This window comes from Pacificoceanicola niger, from assembly GCF_048553275.1.
GTDB lineage: Bacteria > Pseudomonadota > Alphaproteobacteria > Rhodobacterales > Rhodobacteraceae > Pacificoceanicola.
Map to the genome: position 1 here is coordinate 114215 of NZ_JBLZMW010000004.1, position 14051 is coordinate 128265.

General features: G+C 66.2%; 13 protein-coding genes and 1 riboswitch. Of the genes, 8 read left to right on the forward strand and 5 right to left on the reverse strand.

Going from position 1 to position 14051, the window contains the following annotated elements:
- Positions 1 to 7: 7 nt before the first annotated feature.
- The 4 genes from ACN2XU_RS07560 to ACN2XU_RS07575 are packed head-to-tail and all read left to right on the forward strand — an operon-like array spanning position 8 to position 3915.
- Positions 8 to 1345 (forward strand): MmgE/PrpD family protein, encoded by a 1338-nt coding sequence (locus ACN2XU_RS07560; protein ID WP_419409810.1) that lies wholly within the window; start codon positions 8 to 10, stop codon positions 1343 to 1345.
- A gap of 43 nt (positions 1346 to 1388) precedes the next feature.
- The gene (locus ACN2XU_RS07565; protein WP_419409811.1) at positions 1389 to 2135 is read left to right on the forward strand and encodes a 5-oxoprolinase subunit B family protein; all 747 of its coding nucleotides are present in this window, start codon (positions 1389 to 1391) and stop codon (positions 2133 to 2135) included.
- A complete protein-coding gene (locus ACN2XU_RS07570) occupies positions 2132 to 3142 on the forward strand; it encodes a 5-oxoprolinase subunit C family protein (RefSeq protein WP_419409812.1) in 1011 nt (336 codons plus the stop codon). Before ACN2XU_RS07565 ends, ACN2XU_RS07570 begins: the two co-directional genes overlap by 4 nt.
- Positions 3139 to 3915, forward strand: coding sequence for a LamB/YcsF family protein (locus ACN2XU_RS07575; protein ID WP_419409813.1), 777 nt, complete (start codon positions 3139 to 3141; stop codon positions 3913 to 3915). The genes ACN2XU_RS07570 and ACN2XU_RS07575 overlap by 4 nt, the downstream gene beginning before the upstream one ends.
- A 99-nt stretch (positions 3916 to 4014) precedes the next feature.
- On the opposite strand, the gene ACN2XU_RS07580 is transcribed toward ACN2XU_RS07575, so the two are convergent.
- Genes ACN2XU_RS07580 through ACN2XU_RS07600 form a run of 5 tightly spaced genes read right to left on the reverse strand, consistent with a single transcriptional unit; the run spans position 4015 to position 9291 of the window.
- A complete protein-coding gene (locus ACN2XU_RS07580; RefSeq protein WP_419409814.1) occupies positions 4015 to 4803 on the reverse strand; it encodes a cobalamin-binding protein in 789 nt (262 codons plus the stop codon).
- Positions 4800 to 5558, reverse strand: coding sequence for an ABC transporter ATP-binding protein (locus tag ACN2XU_RS07585; RefSeq protein WP_419409815.1), 759 nt, complete (start codon positions 5556 to 5558; stop codon positions 4800 to 4802). The genes ACN2XU_RS07580 and ACN2XU_RS07585 overlap by 4 nt, the downstream gene beginning before the upstream one ends.
- On the reverse strand, positions 5555 to 6535 hold the full coding sequence (locus ACN2XU_RS07590) for a FecCD family ABC transporter permease (RefSeq protein WP_419409816.1): 981 nt from the start codon (positions 6533 to 6535) through the stop codon (positions 5555 to 5557). Before ACN2XU_RS07590 ends, ACN2XU_RS07585 begins: the two co-directional genes overlap by 4 nt.
- A 58-nt stretch (positions 6536 to 6593) precedes the next feature.
- Entirely contained in the window at positions 6594 to 7442 is an 849-nt protein-coding gene (locus tag ACN2XU_RS07595) for an ABC transporter substrate-binding protein (protein ID WP_419409817.1), read from the reverse strand.
- Positions 7429 to 9291, reverse strand: a complete 1863-nt coding sequence (locus ACN2XU_RS07600; RefSeq protein ID WP_419409818.1) for a TonB-dependent receptor plug domain-containing protein — start codon at positions 9289 to 9291, stop codon at positions 7429 to 7431. Before ACN2XU_RS07600 ends, ACN2XU_RS07595 begins: the two co-directional genes overlap by 14 nt.
- A gap of 146 nt (positions 9292 to 9437) precedes the next feature.
- Positions 9438 to 9619, reverse strand: a riboswitch (cobalamin riboswitch).
- 734 nt (positions 9620 to 10353) lie between these two features.
- Here ACN2XU_RS07600 and mraZ point away from each other — a divergent pair.
- Genes mraZ through ACN2XU_RS07620 form a run of 4 tightly spaced genes read left to right on the forward strand, consistent with a single transcriptional unit; the run spans position 10354 to position 13990 of the window.
- A complete protein-coding gene (gene mraZ, locus ACN2XU_RS07605) occupies positions 10354 to 10866 on the forward strand; it encodes a division/cell wall cluster transcriptional repressor MraZ (RefSeq protein ID WP_500797236.1) in 513 nt (170 codons plus the stop codon).
- Positions 10866 to 11846 carry a 16S rRNA (cytosine(1402)-N(4))-methyltransferase RsmH gene (gene rsmH / locus ACN2XU_RS07610; RefSeq protein WP_419409820.1) on the forward strand — a complete coding sequence of 327 codons (981 nt, stop codon included), beginning with the start codon at positions 10866 to 10868 and terminating at the stop codon, positions 11844 to 11846. The genes mraZ and rsmH overlap by 1 nt, the downstream gene beginning before the upstream one ends.
- A 3-nt stretch (positions 11847 to 11849) precedes the next feature.
- Positions 11850 to 12194 carry a cell division protein FtsL gene (gene ftsL / locus ACN2XU_RS07615; RefSeq protein ID WP_419409821.1) on the forward strand — a complete coding sequence of 115 codons (345 nt, stop codon included), beginning with the start codon at positions 11850 to 11852 and terminating at the stop codon, positions 12192 to 12194.
- On the forward strand, positions 12191 to 13990 hold the full coding sequence (locus ACN2XU_RS07620) for a peptidoglycan D,D-transpeptidase FtsI family protein (protein ID WP_419409822.1): 1800 nt from the start codon (positions 12191 to 12193) through the stop codon (positions 13988 to 13990). The genes ftsL and ACN2XU_RS07620 overlap by 4 nt, the downstream gene beginning before the upstream one ends.
- Positions 13991 to 14051 lie beyond the last annotated feature (61 nt).

Genomic DNA, 14051 nt, shown 5'->3' on the forward strand with positions numbered 1-14051 from the left:
CGGTACGATGCCTGCTGACCATAGCGAAGGGGCAGCGATCATGCGCGTGATGGAGCATCTGTTGGACTTGGCGGGGATGCCCGGGGCGGAAATCCCGGTGGGAGCGCGGCAGATGGCGCGAACTTCGCTGTTTGACTGGCTGGTCTGCGGGCGCGCCGGTCAGGCAGAGCCGCTGGCGCGCATCCTGCAGGAAATGGCCACGCGCGAGGGCGGCGCGGCGCAGGCGGCTGTGTTCGGGCTGGAGGGGGCGTATCCGGCGCGGATGGCGGCGCTGGTCAATGGCGCCATCAGCCATGCGCTGGATTATGACGACACGCATTTCGCCCATATCGGGCATTTGTCGGTGGGGATCTACCCGGCGGCGCTGGCCATGGGGCAGGCGCAGGGGGCAACGCTTGGGCAGGTGATCGAGGCCTTCGTGATCGGGGCGGAGGTGGCGATCCGGGTTGGTCTCGTGCTGGGGGCCGGGCATTACAACCGGGGCTTTCACATGACGGCGACGGCCGGGGCCTTTGGCGCGAGCGTCGCGGCGGGGCGTCTGATCGGGCTGTCGCGCGAGGAGATGCGCCATGCGGTCGGCCTTTGTGCGACGCGGGCCTCCGGGCTGAAGGTGCAGTTCGGCACCATGGGCAAACCCTACAATGCCGGGATCGCAGCCTCGGCGGGGGTGGAAACGGCGCTGCTGGCCTCCATGGGGATGACCGCGCCGGAGGACGGTCTGATGGGCGCGCAGGGTTTCGTGGCGACGCAGTCCGACGCCCCCGATGAGGCGGCCTTCTGGCGCGATCCGCCGGTGGAGCGGTTTCTCTTCGAGGACATCAAGTACAAGCTGCACGCCTGCTGTCACGGCACCCACGCGATGATCGAGGGGCTTCTGGCGCTGGAACCTGCGGTGCGCGATCGGGTGCGGGCGGTGCAGCTGCGCACCAATCCGCGCTGGCTCGGCGTGTGTGACAAGACGGCGCCGCAGACCGGGCTGGAGGTCAAGTTCAGCTATGCCTGGCTGGCCGGGATGGTGCTGCGCGGCATTTCGACGGGCGATGAGCGCAGCTATGACGATGCGCTGGCGTCGGACGGCGCGCTGCGCGCCTTTGCCGAGGGTGTCACGGTGACGGGGGACGCGACGCTGAGCGATATGCAGGCGGAGGGCGTTGTGGTGCTGGACGATGGAACGCGGGTGGCGTTTGCCCACGATCTGGCCGTGCCCTTGGCGCAGGCGAATCTGCAGGCCGCTTTGCTGCGCAAGGCGGAAGCGGCGATTGGTCCGGACGGGGAAGCCCTCTGGCGGCAGATCGAACGCGGCGGCGCGGCGCGCGATCTGGCGGCGTTTGTGCGCGGGGGGTGAGCCCCCTCTGGACAGTGCTCCGCACCCGTGCCTTCATGCGGCCATGACGACCGTTTCTTTACAGACAGAGTTTCCCCGGATCGACGCGGTTGGGCTCGACGGGCTCCTGGTGCGCTTTGGCGAGACATTGGACGAACCGGCGAACCGGGCGGCGCTGGCCTATCGCGCAGCGCTGGAGCGGGCGAGCCCGGAGGGCGTGGAGGAATGCGCGACATCGCTGGTCTCCTGCTTTGTGCGCTTTGATCCGCTGGCCGTGACGCCGGACGCTTTGTCGACGCGGCTGCGCGCGATTCTGGATCAGCAGGATTGGTACGCGGCGGCGCTGCCGGAAGGGCGGCGGCTGCTGAGCATTCCCACGGTCTACGGCACGGAGCTTGCGCCGCAGCTCGAAGAAGCGGCGCAGGTTGCCGGCATGAGCGCCGAGGAGGCGGTCAAATCGCTGTCGGATGCGCAGGTGCGGGTGACGGCGATCGGTTTTGCGCCGGGGCAGCCCTATATGGGCAGCTTGCCGGAGGCGTGGAACATCCCGCGTCAGACGGCGCTGACGCCACAGGTGCCGGTCGGGGCGCTGGTCGTGGCGATCCGGCAGCTCGTGCTGTTTTCTGTCACAACGCCAACCGGTTGGCGGCATGTGGGGCAGACGGCGGTGCGGCTGTTTCAGCCCGATAGCGACACGCCGTTTCTGCTCAGACCGGGCGATGAGGTGCGCTTTCCCAGCATCTCGCGCGCCGCGTTCGAGCGTCTGAAGGACGACCCGATGGGCGGGTTGAGCACGGAGGCGCTGGAATGAGCGGAACGCTTGAGGTGCTCTCTGCCGGGCCGGGGGTGACGGTGCAGGACATGGGCCGATCTGGGTATTTGTCGCAGGGCCTGTCGCGCGGCGGCGCGGCGGATCGGCTCGCGCTGGAAGAGGGCGCGGCGTTGCTTGGCCAGCCGGTGGGCACGGCCCTGGAGCTGGCCGGAATGGGCGGGCGGTTCCGGGCGGATGTGCCGCTGCGCATCGCCCTGAGCGGCGCGCCGATGAAGGCGGCGGTGGATGGCGCTGCGCTGCGCTGGCATGCTTCCCACGCGCTGCCTGCGGGCGCGGTGCTGGAGATCGGCGGGGTCACGGCGGGCAGCTATGGCTATCTGAGCATTGGTGGCGGGCTTGCCTGCCGCGAGCGGCTGGGCGCGCAGAGCGCGCATCTGGCGGCGGGGCTGGGCGCGGCGCTGAAAGCGGGCGAAGAGCTGCCGCTGGCGCCGGATGCGGGCGGCGAGACGGGGCTGGTGCTGGACGTCACCCCGCGCTGGAGCGGCGGCGAGATCCGCATCTTGCCGAGCCTGCAGACGGGGCTGTACCCAGAGGCGGATCAGGTGCGGTTCTGCGAGACGCGGTTCAGGCGCGATGCGCGGGGCAACCGGATGGGCGTGAAGATGATGCCGGAGGGCGATGGGTTCGGGCTTGAGGCCGGGCAGACGATCCTGTCCGAAGTCATCACACCCGGCGACATCCAGATCCCCGGCGATGGCGCGCCTTATGTGCTGTTGGCCGAGTGCCAGACCACCGGGGGCTATCCGCGCATCGGCACGGTGATCCCCGCCGATCTGCCGAAGGTGGCCCAGGCGGCGGCCGGGGCGGAGGTGCGCTTTCGGTTTGTCACCCGCGATGAGGCTCTGGCGGCGCAAGCGGCGTTTGTGAAGGATATCAAGGGGCTGCGGGCGCGGGTTGCGCCGCTGGTCCGGGACCCGGCAGGGATGCCGGATCTGCTGGCCTATACGCTGATCAGCGGCGTGGTGACGGGGAAGGAAGAGACATGACGACGGTCGATCTGAATGCGGATATGGGCGAGAGCTTTGGCCCGTGGGTGATGGGGCAGGATGAGGCGCTGCTGGAGGTGCTGAGTTCGGCCAATATCGCCTGCGGCTTTCATGCGGGCGATCCGGACGTGATGGCGACAGCCATGGCGCAGGCGCATGAAAAGGGCGTGGGTATCGGCGCGCATCCGGGATTTGCCGATCTGCAGGGCTTTGGGCGGCGGCGGATGCACCTGCCGGAAAAGACACTGCGTCACATGGTGCAGTACCAGCTTGGCGCGGCGCTGGCCATGGCGCGGGGGCAGGGCGCCGATGTCCGGCATCTGAAGCTGCACGGGGCGCTGGCCAATATGGCCGCCGAGGATGAGGCGATGGCGCAGGCGTGTTATGGCGCGGCGCTGGAGGTCGCGCCGGAGATTATCGTGATGGTGCTCACGGCGACGGCGCAGCAGCGCGCGGTGGAGCGGCTTGGCTGTCTCTGGGCCGGGGAGATTTTCGCAGATCGCGCCTACAATGCCGATGCGACACTGGTCGATCGGAGCCTGCCCGGCGCGGTGATCCATGATCCGGCTGTGGCCGCGCCGCGCATCGTGAAAATGGTGGAGGCGGGGGCAATCCTGCCGGAAACAGGCACGCCGATCCCGGCGGCAATCGACACCATTTGTCTGCACGGGGATGGCGCGACCGCGCTGGAGATTGCGCGCGCGGTGCGCCGCGACCTTGAGGCGGCGGGCATTGCCGTGCGGCGGTTCGAGGGGCGGCGCGGGGCGTTCTGACGGGTGCGGCGCTCGTCCCGCGTTGCGGAACATCGCCCCGCCCACCGTCCCGTTTCGCCTCCGGCGGAGGTATTTGGAGACCAAAGACGGTGGCTTGCCTCAGTCTTCCAGAGCGTTCGCGATATGCAGGGCGATCTGATCGAGGCCGTCGGTGAGCGCGGCGGGGCCGGGCGCTAGGATGAAGGGGGCCTTGATCTCGTGAATGCGGCCCGCGCGGACGGCGGGGAGCGTGGTCCAGCCGGGGCGGCCGGCGATGCGCTCAGGCGCAATTTTCTTTCCACACCATGAGGCGAGAATGAGGTCGGGCGTTCGGGCGGCGACCTGATCGGCCGTCACGATGCGATCCGCCGCGTTGGCGCATCTGGCGCGGTCCGCGAAGATGTCCTGACCGCCGGCGATTTCGATCAGGTCGGAGATCCAGCCGATGCCGCAGATCAGCGGCTCGTCCCATTCTTCGAACCAGACCCGGGGTCTGACTGTTCGTGTTGCAGCCTCGGCGGCGAGCACGTCGCGGCGCGCTTCGAATTCACCGAGGAACGTCGCCGCCTGTTCGGAGGCGCCGGTGAGGCGGGCGAGCGTGTTGATCATGCGCAGGATACCCGCCACGTCGCGTTGGTTAAAGGCCAGAACCTCGACCCCGGCGCGGATCAGGTCGGCGGCGATGTCAGCCTGCAGGTCGGAGAAGGTCAGCACGAGATCCGGGTTCAGTGCGAGGATCTTGGCGGTGTCGGCAGAGGTGAAGGCGCCGACGCGCGGTTTTTCCCGGCGCACGCGTGACGGGCGAACAGCATAGCCGGTGACCCCGGCGATGCGGTCCTCCTGCCCCAGCATATAGAGTGTTTCGACGGTTTCGGCGGTCAGGCAGACGATGCGCTGCGGGCCGGTCATGACAGCGGATCCAGGCGGGACAGCGGTTGCAGAAAGGGGCCTTCGGGGGTGTGGTGGATGCGGGCGCGGATGTGGAAGACCTCGGCGAGGTTGGCCTCGTTCAGCACTTCGGCGGGCGGGCCATCGGCGCGGAGCTGGCCACGGTCGAGCAGGATCAGGCGGGTGCAGTAGCGCGCGGCAAGCGACAGATCGTGCAGCGACAGGACGACGCCGCGCCCCTCTGCCGCGATGGTGCGCATGACGTCGAGCGTTGCGAGTTGGGCGGCGGGGTCGAGGCCCGCCGTGGGCTCATCCGCGAGCAGAAGCGGAGTGTCCTGCGCCAGCGCGCGGGCGATGAGGACGCGGGCCTGCTCGCCGCCGGACAGCTCGGTTGCGGCGCGGCGCCGGAAACTGTCGAGACCCATGCGCGACAGCGCGCCGTCGATGGCGGCGTGGTCGGCGGCGCTCAGTCGGGTGCCATGAGGCATGCGGCCAAGCCGGACAAGATCCTCTACGGCGATGGGCCAGGCAATTTCGCGGTTCTGCGGCATCCAGGCGGCGGCGCGGGCGCGTGCGGCGGCGGGCAGAGCCGCAAGCGAGGCAAAGCCTTCGTGCGGCAGCAGGCCAAGCGCGGCGCGCAGCAGCGTGGTCTTGCCCGCCCCGTTGGGGCCGATCAGCCCAACGCATTCGCCCGCGCGAACGGAGAGGGAGACCGCATCGACCACCGGGCATTCGCCGCGCCGCACGGTCAAGGCGTTGAGGTCGAGCAGGCTCATCCGAGGTCCCTCCGCGTCTTGTAGATCAGGTGAAGGAAGAGCGGTGCGCCGACGATGGCCATGAGAACGCCGAGCTTGAGATCGCGGTCCGGCAGGATCAACCGCGTGGCGATGTCCGCCGCCAGCAACATGGAGGCCCCGCCGAGCGCCGAGGCGGGCAGCAGGCGAGAGGGCATGTGGCCGACAAGGGGACGCAGGATATGCGGCACCACGAGACCGACGAAACCCACGGCCCCGGCGACGGCGGTGGCGGCGCCGATGGCGGCGGCGCTGCCGATCAGCAGGCGCATACGCAGCGAACGCAGGGAAATGCCGAGGCTGTGGGCGGTGTCTTCGCCCAGGGTGAGAGCGTCGAGCCCGCCGCGCAGCGTCATCAGAAGGCCGAGACCGGCAAGGATCAGCGGCCCGGCGAGCCAGACGTGGCTGAGGGAGCGGTCGGCCACCGAGCCCATCATCCAGAAGATGATCTCGGAGGCGGCATAGGGATTGGGCGAGAGGTTCAGCGTCAGAGAGGTCAGCGCACCGGCAAGCGCGGAGATCGCGATGCCCGCGAGGATCAGCGTCAGAGACGCGCCGCGCGGACCGGCAAGCAGCACGACAAGCAGCACGGCCCCGAAGGCAAAGAGCAGCGCGGTGAGCGGCAAGGCCAGCGCGAAGGCGGCGGCGAGGCCGGTTTGCAGGGCCAGCACCGCGCCGAGGGCGGCAGAGGCGGAGACGCCGATCAGCCCCGGCTCCGCGAGCGGATTGCGCAGGAAGCCCTGCATGGCCGCGCCGGACATGCCAAGCGCCGCGCCGACGAGCGCCGCGAGCAGGGCCCGCGGCAGGCGGATGTCCTGCAGGACCATCTGGTAGAGCGGATCACCCATGCCAAAGAGCGCGCCAAGCGCGGTGCCGAGGGGGATCGGGCTGTAGCCGATCAGCAGCGAGGCCAGAAACAGCGCCACCGTCAGGGCCGTGAGGGCGAGCAGGGATTTCATGCGGAGCTCCGGGGCGCGCGAGGGCTGTGTTCGCGGCGGTGGTGCGGCGGCGTTCGGGTCATTGCGTCTCACTCCATTCCAGCCGCAGGGCGACAAGGTCCTCGACGACGTCGAGCAGGGCGGGCGTGGCGCAGAGCCAGTTGGCGCCATTGGCGAGCGTGCGCAGCTTGCCAGAGCGTTTCAGCACCGGATGGGTGAGCAGGTCCGTGGCACGGGCCGGGCTGCTGTAGGGTTGGCCAACGAGAATGAGGTCGGGATCGGCAAGCATCAGCGCTTCGAGCGGCAGGGCGCCGCCGTAGGGCAGGCCCATGTCCGCAGCGATGTTCCGGAGCCCGGCGGCTGCGAGCAGGTCCGCGCCGAGCGTGTTGGTGCCGGCGGTGTTGCCAAGCGCATAATAAAGAGCGACGCGCGGCTGCGGGCCGGGGGTGGCGCGCAGCGCGGCGAGCCGTGCATCGAAGGCCTGCAGGAGCACGGCGGCGCGGGCTTCGGCCTTCGGGCCGAGCAGGCGGCCCATGTGGGCGATGTTCTCTCGGGCCGTGGCGAGGCTGTTGGAGGGCTCGAAGATCTCGACGCGATAGCCTAGGCCGGTGAGCATCTCGACCGTGGCGCGGGTGGTGTAGCGGCCCGCGAGGATCAGGTCGGGCTGGCGCAGCACAACGCTTTCGGCAGTGACCTCCGTTTGGTCAAAGGCCTCGGCTTGCGCGGCGTAAACCGCGCTGCGCGGATCGGTGGAAATGGGCGAGAGCGCGGCGATCTGACCGGGATCGGCCAGCAGCAGCGCCATTTGGTCGGTGCAGACATTGAGCGAGACAATGCGCTGCGGCGCCTCGGGCGGTGCGGCCCGGGCGGGAAGGGCTGCGGCGAGCAGGGCCGCCGCAGCCAGGGGTATGAGATCAGAAAGAGCCACGGACGCCGAAGAAGGCGGTGCGGCCGAGCGCGTTATAATCCGCGGCGGTCTGATATTTCTCGTCGGTCAGGTTCTCGACGCGCAGGTACATCTCGGTCTGCGGTGCGATGTCGTAGGACACAGAGGCATTGACCAGTGTGTAATCATCCATGTCGCGCGCCGGAAAACCGTCCTGCGGGCGGTCTGCGAGGTGCTGGATGGACAGGCCCATGCTCAGATCGTCGGTAAGATCGGCGGTGAGGCCGAGTGTGATGTCGTGACGCGGCGTGCGGGGCAGCGGGTTGCCGTTCGGGTCCTCGGTGTCGGAGAAGGTGTAGTTGCCGAAGAGCGTGATGCGATCGGTTGCATTGTACTCGCCGGACAGCTCCAGCCCTTGTGTGACGGAGGTTCCGTTGATCTGGGTGTAGCCGCTGCCAACAAAGCCGATCAGATCGTCAATCTCCGTATAAAACAGCGTGGCGCGGGCAAAGCCGTTGGCATAGCCCTTTTCCAGGCCAAGCTCATAGCTGCGGCTGCGTTCTTCCTCCAGGGAGGCATTGCCGTAGAGCTGCGAGTGCAGTTGATAGAGCGACGGGGCGCGGAAGCCGTTGGCAGCAGAGGCGCGCAGGATCGTCTGATTGCCGAAGTCATAGGCGAGTGCCACGCGGCCGGAGGTGAATCCGCCGAAGGACGAGTGCGTGTCGTGCCGGATCGACCCGGTGACAGACAAGGCGTCATATGGACGATAGGTGGCTTCTGCAAAAACGCCGGTGGTTTCGATCTCCTCGGAGGTGCTCAGAAGGCGGCTGCCGAGGAATGCAAATGTGATCGGATCGTAGAGGTACTCTTCCTCCGTGGTGCGGAAGCCTTCCCGCGTGTTGTCAGCGCCGAAGCTGATGGAAAGTGACTCGTTCGGAGTCCACGCGCCCTTGTAGGCCAGCACCTTGCGGGTGCCCTGGAACGGGTCGGTTCGGCCCGATGAGGTGGAGGTGCGCTCGTTGGTCAGGTTCGTGTAGGACAGCTCGTTCGAGACCGCACCCAGGTCGAATTGGGCATAGAAGCGCATCGCCTTCGTCTGGGAGGTGTATTCCTGATCAAAGGGAGCGACACCATCGCCGCCAAAGGGGTCGAATTCCCCCTTGGCCTCGATCAGCAGCAGGCTCCCGCCAAGGCGCAGGTTCTCTGTCGCGTCATAGTAGCCTTCGAGCGTCAACTGGGTTCCGGAATAGCCATCCTCTTCGCTGCCGGCCGCGCTGGCGGAGATGCCGGAGGTCTGCAGGTGGGAGCCGGTAAAGGCGATGCCGCCGCGCTCGCCGGTGTGGGCGACGCCGAAATTGCCTGCCTTGGTGGCGTTGCCGCCCATCTCCACGCCCCAGGTGCCCCGGGTGCCCGGTTCGGCGTCAGGGTCGAGCGTGGTGATATTGATCACGCCGCCAATCGCTTCGGAGCCGTAGACCGCCGACTGCGAGCCCTTCAGCACTTCGATCCGGTCGATCGCACCCATCGGCAGGACGCCCCAGTTGAAGCTTGTCGCGGTGCTGCTTGGGTCGGTCACGTCGATGCCGTTGATGAGAACCGGCACGTAGGCGCCGTCGAGACCGCGAATGCGGATGTTGCTCTGCGCGCCGACGCCGCCGTTGGACGATACGGTCACTCCCGGCACGGTGGCGAGAAAATCGGCGAGGGAGGTGGTCGGCGCGGTTTCGAGATCTTCCTTGTCGATCACCTCGACGGTGCTGCCGGAGTCTTCGAGCGCGATGGGCAACTGATTGCTGTAGAGGGTGATGGTGCCGAGATCGACCTCGGCCAGAGCAAAGCCCGCCGATGCGGCGAGGGTGAGAACCGAGGCAGAGAGCCTGAGACGGATCATGGCTGTGTTCCTTGTACAGAACGGCCCGCGGCGAACCGCGAAGCTGGGTAACGATGTGTTCATGGAAGAGCCAATGGCTCTCCGCGAACGGCTAAAGAGATGCCACCACGCCGGAGAACCGTACCCGAATGCGCGCCCCGCGCCCGGGATGGGTGATCACTTTGGCAGGTCTCCTGACTTGCGGGTCGCTGCGATTGTCGGGCCTTCCCGGGGTGTCCCAGTGGCTGTGCCGATATCGCTCGCCGCTTACAGTTGCGGGGGCAGTCGCGGTCTTGCACCGCGTTCCCTATTACCCGGGCGAGCCCGGACCAAAGTGCACTCCGAGTACCGGGCCGACGTGCGAGTCGCAATCAAAGAATGCCGCGAGGCGTGCAAAGTGGGGCAGGTGTGCAACGGATGGCAGGGCTGTTCGGGGTCTTGATGGGATATCGTGGGGCACCCCATGGGAATTCATGGGCGAACTGTGGTTCAAGTCGTTGCAAGCCGCGAATACGAATCGCGAAAGCAGGATTTTTAGGGGATTCAGGAGGAATCTGTGTCGATTCGCGGTTGAGTTTGGCTCTTGAAACACACGCGATGCCGACATGCGTGAAAAAAGTTGGGATTTTGTGGGGCAGGCTTTGCCCTGTTTCCTTCACGAACCGGTTACTACATGTGGTGAGAACAGACGGGAACAGCCACCAAATAGGCTGAATTTTGCCTATATTGACCCGCTATATATAGTTTTCCACAGGGGCTGTGGACAATATGATGTGCCGAAGTCCCGCAGAAAACAGTTGATTACCATGAATTCCCATGGCATCCCTGTATCACACGATGAGGGACGGCAAGGGGCGCAAGACCCCGCACCAAGTTCCAATAATAAAAAAAGAGCAGGTATCATACAGGCACCGCCCTTCATCGTGACAACAAGGATCCGGCGCGCGGGCGAGCAGACATCCCCCCAGGTGGCGCGCGCAGTCGGAGATACCCGCCAATGCGGGTCAGCGGCGGGTTGATCAGTGGCAGCAGATCAACCCGCCGTATTTCGTTTCAAGGGGGCGGTATAGAGGGGCAGGCGGAGTGAGCCGCAGGCTGAGGTTCAGAGGTGAGTTCACCAACAAGGTGGACACGAAGGGCAGGGTGAGCATCCCGGCCCCGTTTCGCCGTGTGCTTCAGGCCGGTGATCCGGACTGGACCGAGGGTTTGAACCCGAACTTCGTCATCGTCTATGGCGACCCGAAAAAGCCCTATCTGGAATGTTTCACCGTCGAGGAAATGGAAGCGGTCGAAGATCGCATCGCCGCCATGCCGCGCGGTTCCAAGAAGCGGAAACTTCTCGAATACATCTATTCGACGCAGAGCGTGACCACCTCCGTGGATGAGACAGGCCGCATCGTACTGTCCGCCGCGCTGCGCAAGAAGGCCGGGATTTCGGGGGAGGCGTACTTTGCCTCCAACCTCGACACCTTTCAGGTGTGGAACCCCGAAACCTTTGAAGAAGAGAACCGGGCCAACGCCGAGGCTCTGTTGGAGGATCTGCCCGAGGACTTCGATCTCGCGCAGCTTCTGGACGAGGAAGACGAGGTGCTGTGATGGCCGATCCCCAGGGCGCGCCGCATATTCCCGTTTTGTTGCGCCCGCTGCTTGACGCGGTGGCGCCGGTCAAAGGTGTCTGGATCGACGGCACCCTTGGGGCGGGTGGCTACGCGCGCGGCCTTCTGGAGGCCGGTGCAGAGCATGTCATCGGCATTGACCGCGACCCGCTGGCACATGATCTGGCTATCGACTGGATTGCGCCCTACGCGGATCGCATGACGCTGGTCGAAGGCAATTTTTCCGAAATGGATCGCTGTGCGAAGGACGTGGACGGCGTGGTGCTCGACCTTGGCGTGTCCTCGATGCAGCTTGACCGCGCCGAGCGCGGCTTTTCCTTCATGAAGGACGGTCCGCTGGATATGCGCATGGCACAATCGGGCCCCTCGGCGGCGGATCTGGTGAACGATCTGCCCGAGGAAGAGCTGGCCGACATTCTGTATCACTATGGCGAGGAACGGCAGTCGCGCAAGCTCGCGGGCCGCATCGTGCGGGCGCGCGAGATCAAGCCATTCGAGACCACGCTGGAGCTTGCCGAGTTGATCGAGGGAGCGCTGGGCCGGACGAAGCCGGGCCAGGCCCATGCCGCAACCCGCAGTTTTCAGGCCCTGCGCATCGCCGTGAACGAAGAGTATCAGGCGCTGTGGCAGGGGCTTCTGGCGGCGGAGCGGGTGTTGAAACCGGGCGGTTTGCTGGCGGTTGTCACCTTCCATTCGGTCGAGGATCGCATGGTCAAACGCTTTTTCCAGCTCCACGGCGAGGCCAAGCGGCATGTGAACCGCTATTCCGACGAAACCCACGAACCCACCGCCCCCTTCGATGTCATCACGCGCAAGGCGGTCGGGCCGGACAAGGAGGAACTGGCTGTCAATCCCCGTGCCCGCTCCGCCAAGCTGCGGGTTGGGCGGCGGACCACGGTTTCGGCCATGGACCTTGCCGCCGATGAAATTTCGACCCCGGATCACAACAGGAGAAAATGACCCATGCGCACCTTGTTGTTTCTTCTGACCGCCATGGCGGTGATCGGTTCCGGCTTTTGGGCCTACCGCGAGAACTATGCCACGCAGGCCGAGCTGGACCGGGTTCAGGCACTGCAGCAGGAGATTGGCGCGGCGCGGGAGCGGCTGGCCATCCTGCGCGCGGAATGGGCCTACCTCAACCGGCCTGACCGGCTTCGCGATCTTGCGGATCTCAACTTTGCCCGTCTGGGCCTGCTGCCGCTGCGCGCCGATCAGTTCGGCCGTGTCGATCAGGTGGCCTTCCCGATGCCGGAAAAGATCGACATCAGTGAACCCATAGACGTGACCAGCGCGGGAGCCGACGAATGATCCGAACCCCACTGCGCCCGCTTGCCCGCATTCTCGAAGCCCGTCAGAAGGGCGAGAACCCGGACGCCATCGAACGTGAGAACCTGCGTATTCGCCATGAGCAGATGCGCGACAAGAGCCGCGTGCGGGCCGAGGGCCGCCTTCTGGTGCTTGGGCTGACGTTCTTCTGTGCCTTTTCGGTGATCGGCGCCCGTATGGGTACGCTGGCGGCCACGGAGCCGCGCGAGCCGCGTGCGCATGCCTCTGGCAATTCAATCATTGCCAGCCGCGCCGATATCACCGACCGTCGGGGGCGGGTGCTGGCCACGAACATGTCGACGCACAGCCTCTATGCCCATCCGCATCAGATGATCGAGCCGGAACGCACGGCTGCCGAGCTGGTCAGGATCTTCCCGGATCTCGATCACGAACGGCTGCTGCGCGATTTCACCAGCGGCAAGCGCAAGTTCCTGTGGGTCAAAAAGAAAATCAGCCCCGAGCAGATGCAGCAGGTGCACGATATCGGTGAGCCCGGCCTGCTGTTCGGCCCGCGCGAGATGCGGCTTTATCCCAATGGCGCGCTGATGGCGCATGTTCTCGGCGGGTCGAGCTTTGGCCGCGAGGGCGTCCACGCGGCGGAAGTGATCGGTACGGCGGGGATCGAGAAATACCTCGACGAACAGCTGCGTGATCCGGCCCGCGAAGGCGCGCCGGTGCAGCTTTCGCTCGACCTGACGGTTCAGTCCGTTACCGAAGAGGTGCTGGATGCGGGCATGAAGCTGATGAACGCAAAGGGCGCGGCTTCTGTGCTTATGGATGTGCACACCGGCGAGGTCATCGCTATTGCCTCGCTGCCGGATTTCGATCCCAACAAGCGGCCACGTCCGCTGGTCGAGGGCAATCCCTCCGACAGCCCGCTGTTCAACCGCGCCGTGCAGGGGGTGTATGAGCTTGGCTCGACCTTCAAGATCTTCGCCGCCACGCAGGCGCTCGACCTCGGGCTGGTGAACACCAATTCGATGATCGACACCCGCCCGCCGTTCAGGGTGGGGGGGCACAGCATTGGCGAGTTTGAAAACCACAACTATGGCGAGATTTCCGTCGAGCAGATCATCGTCAAGAGCTCGAACCGGGGCACTGGCAAGCTGGCGCTGGCGATCGGGCCGGCACGGCAGCAGGAATTCCTGAAGAGCCTAGGCCTGTTCGAGCCGACGCCGCTGGAAATCGTCGAGGCGCAGGGCGGGCAGCCACTGTATCCGACACGCTGGACCGAGCTGAGCGCGGTGACGATTTCCTATGGTCACGGGCTGTCCGCCTCTCCGCTGCACCTTGCGGCGGGCTATGCGGCGATTGCCAATGGCGGCCTGCAGGTCAAGCCGACATTGCTGAAGCAGAACGGACCGCATCTTGGGACGCGGCTGATGTCCGAGGCGTCTGCGGCAGCGGCGCGCGACATGCTGCGCAAGGTTGTAACCGAGGGCACCGCGAGTTTCGGCGAGGTTCCGGGCTATTTCGTCGGCGGCAAGACCGGCACCTCGGAAAAGCCGAAGGAGCGCGGCGGCGGCTATTATAAAGACAAGAACATCAACACCTTCGCCAGCATCTTCCCGGCGCATGACCCGCGCTATGTGCTGGTGGTGACGCTGGACGAGCCGGTGGAAACCTCCGGAACCAAACCGCGCCGCACAGCGGGCTGGACCGCGGTGCCGGTGGCGGCGGAGATGATCGGGCGGATTGCGCCTTTGCTCGGGCTGCGACCGGATGTGGCGCGTCTGCAGCTTGAACGCGTCATGCAGACCTCGGCGCCGGTGCACTAGGGCGATGGTCGATCCATATGGCAACTTGGCGGGCATTGGCGTATGCAGCGGCGCGAAGTGA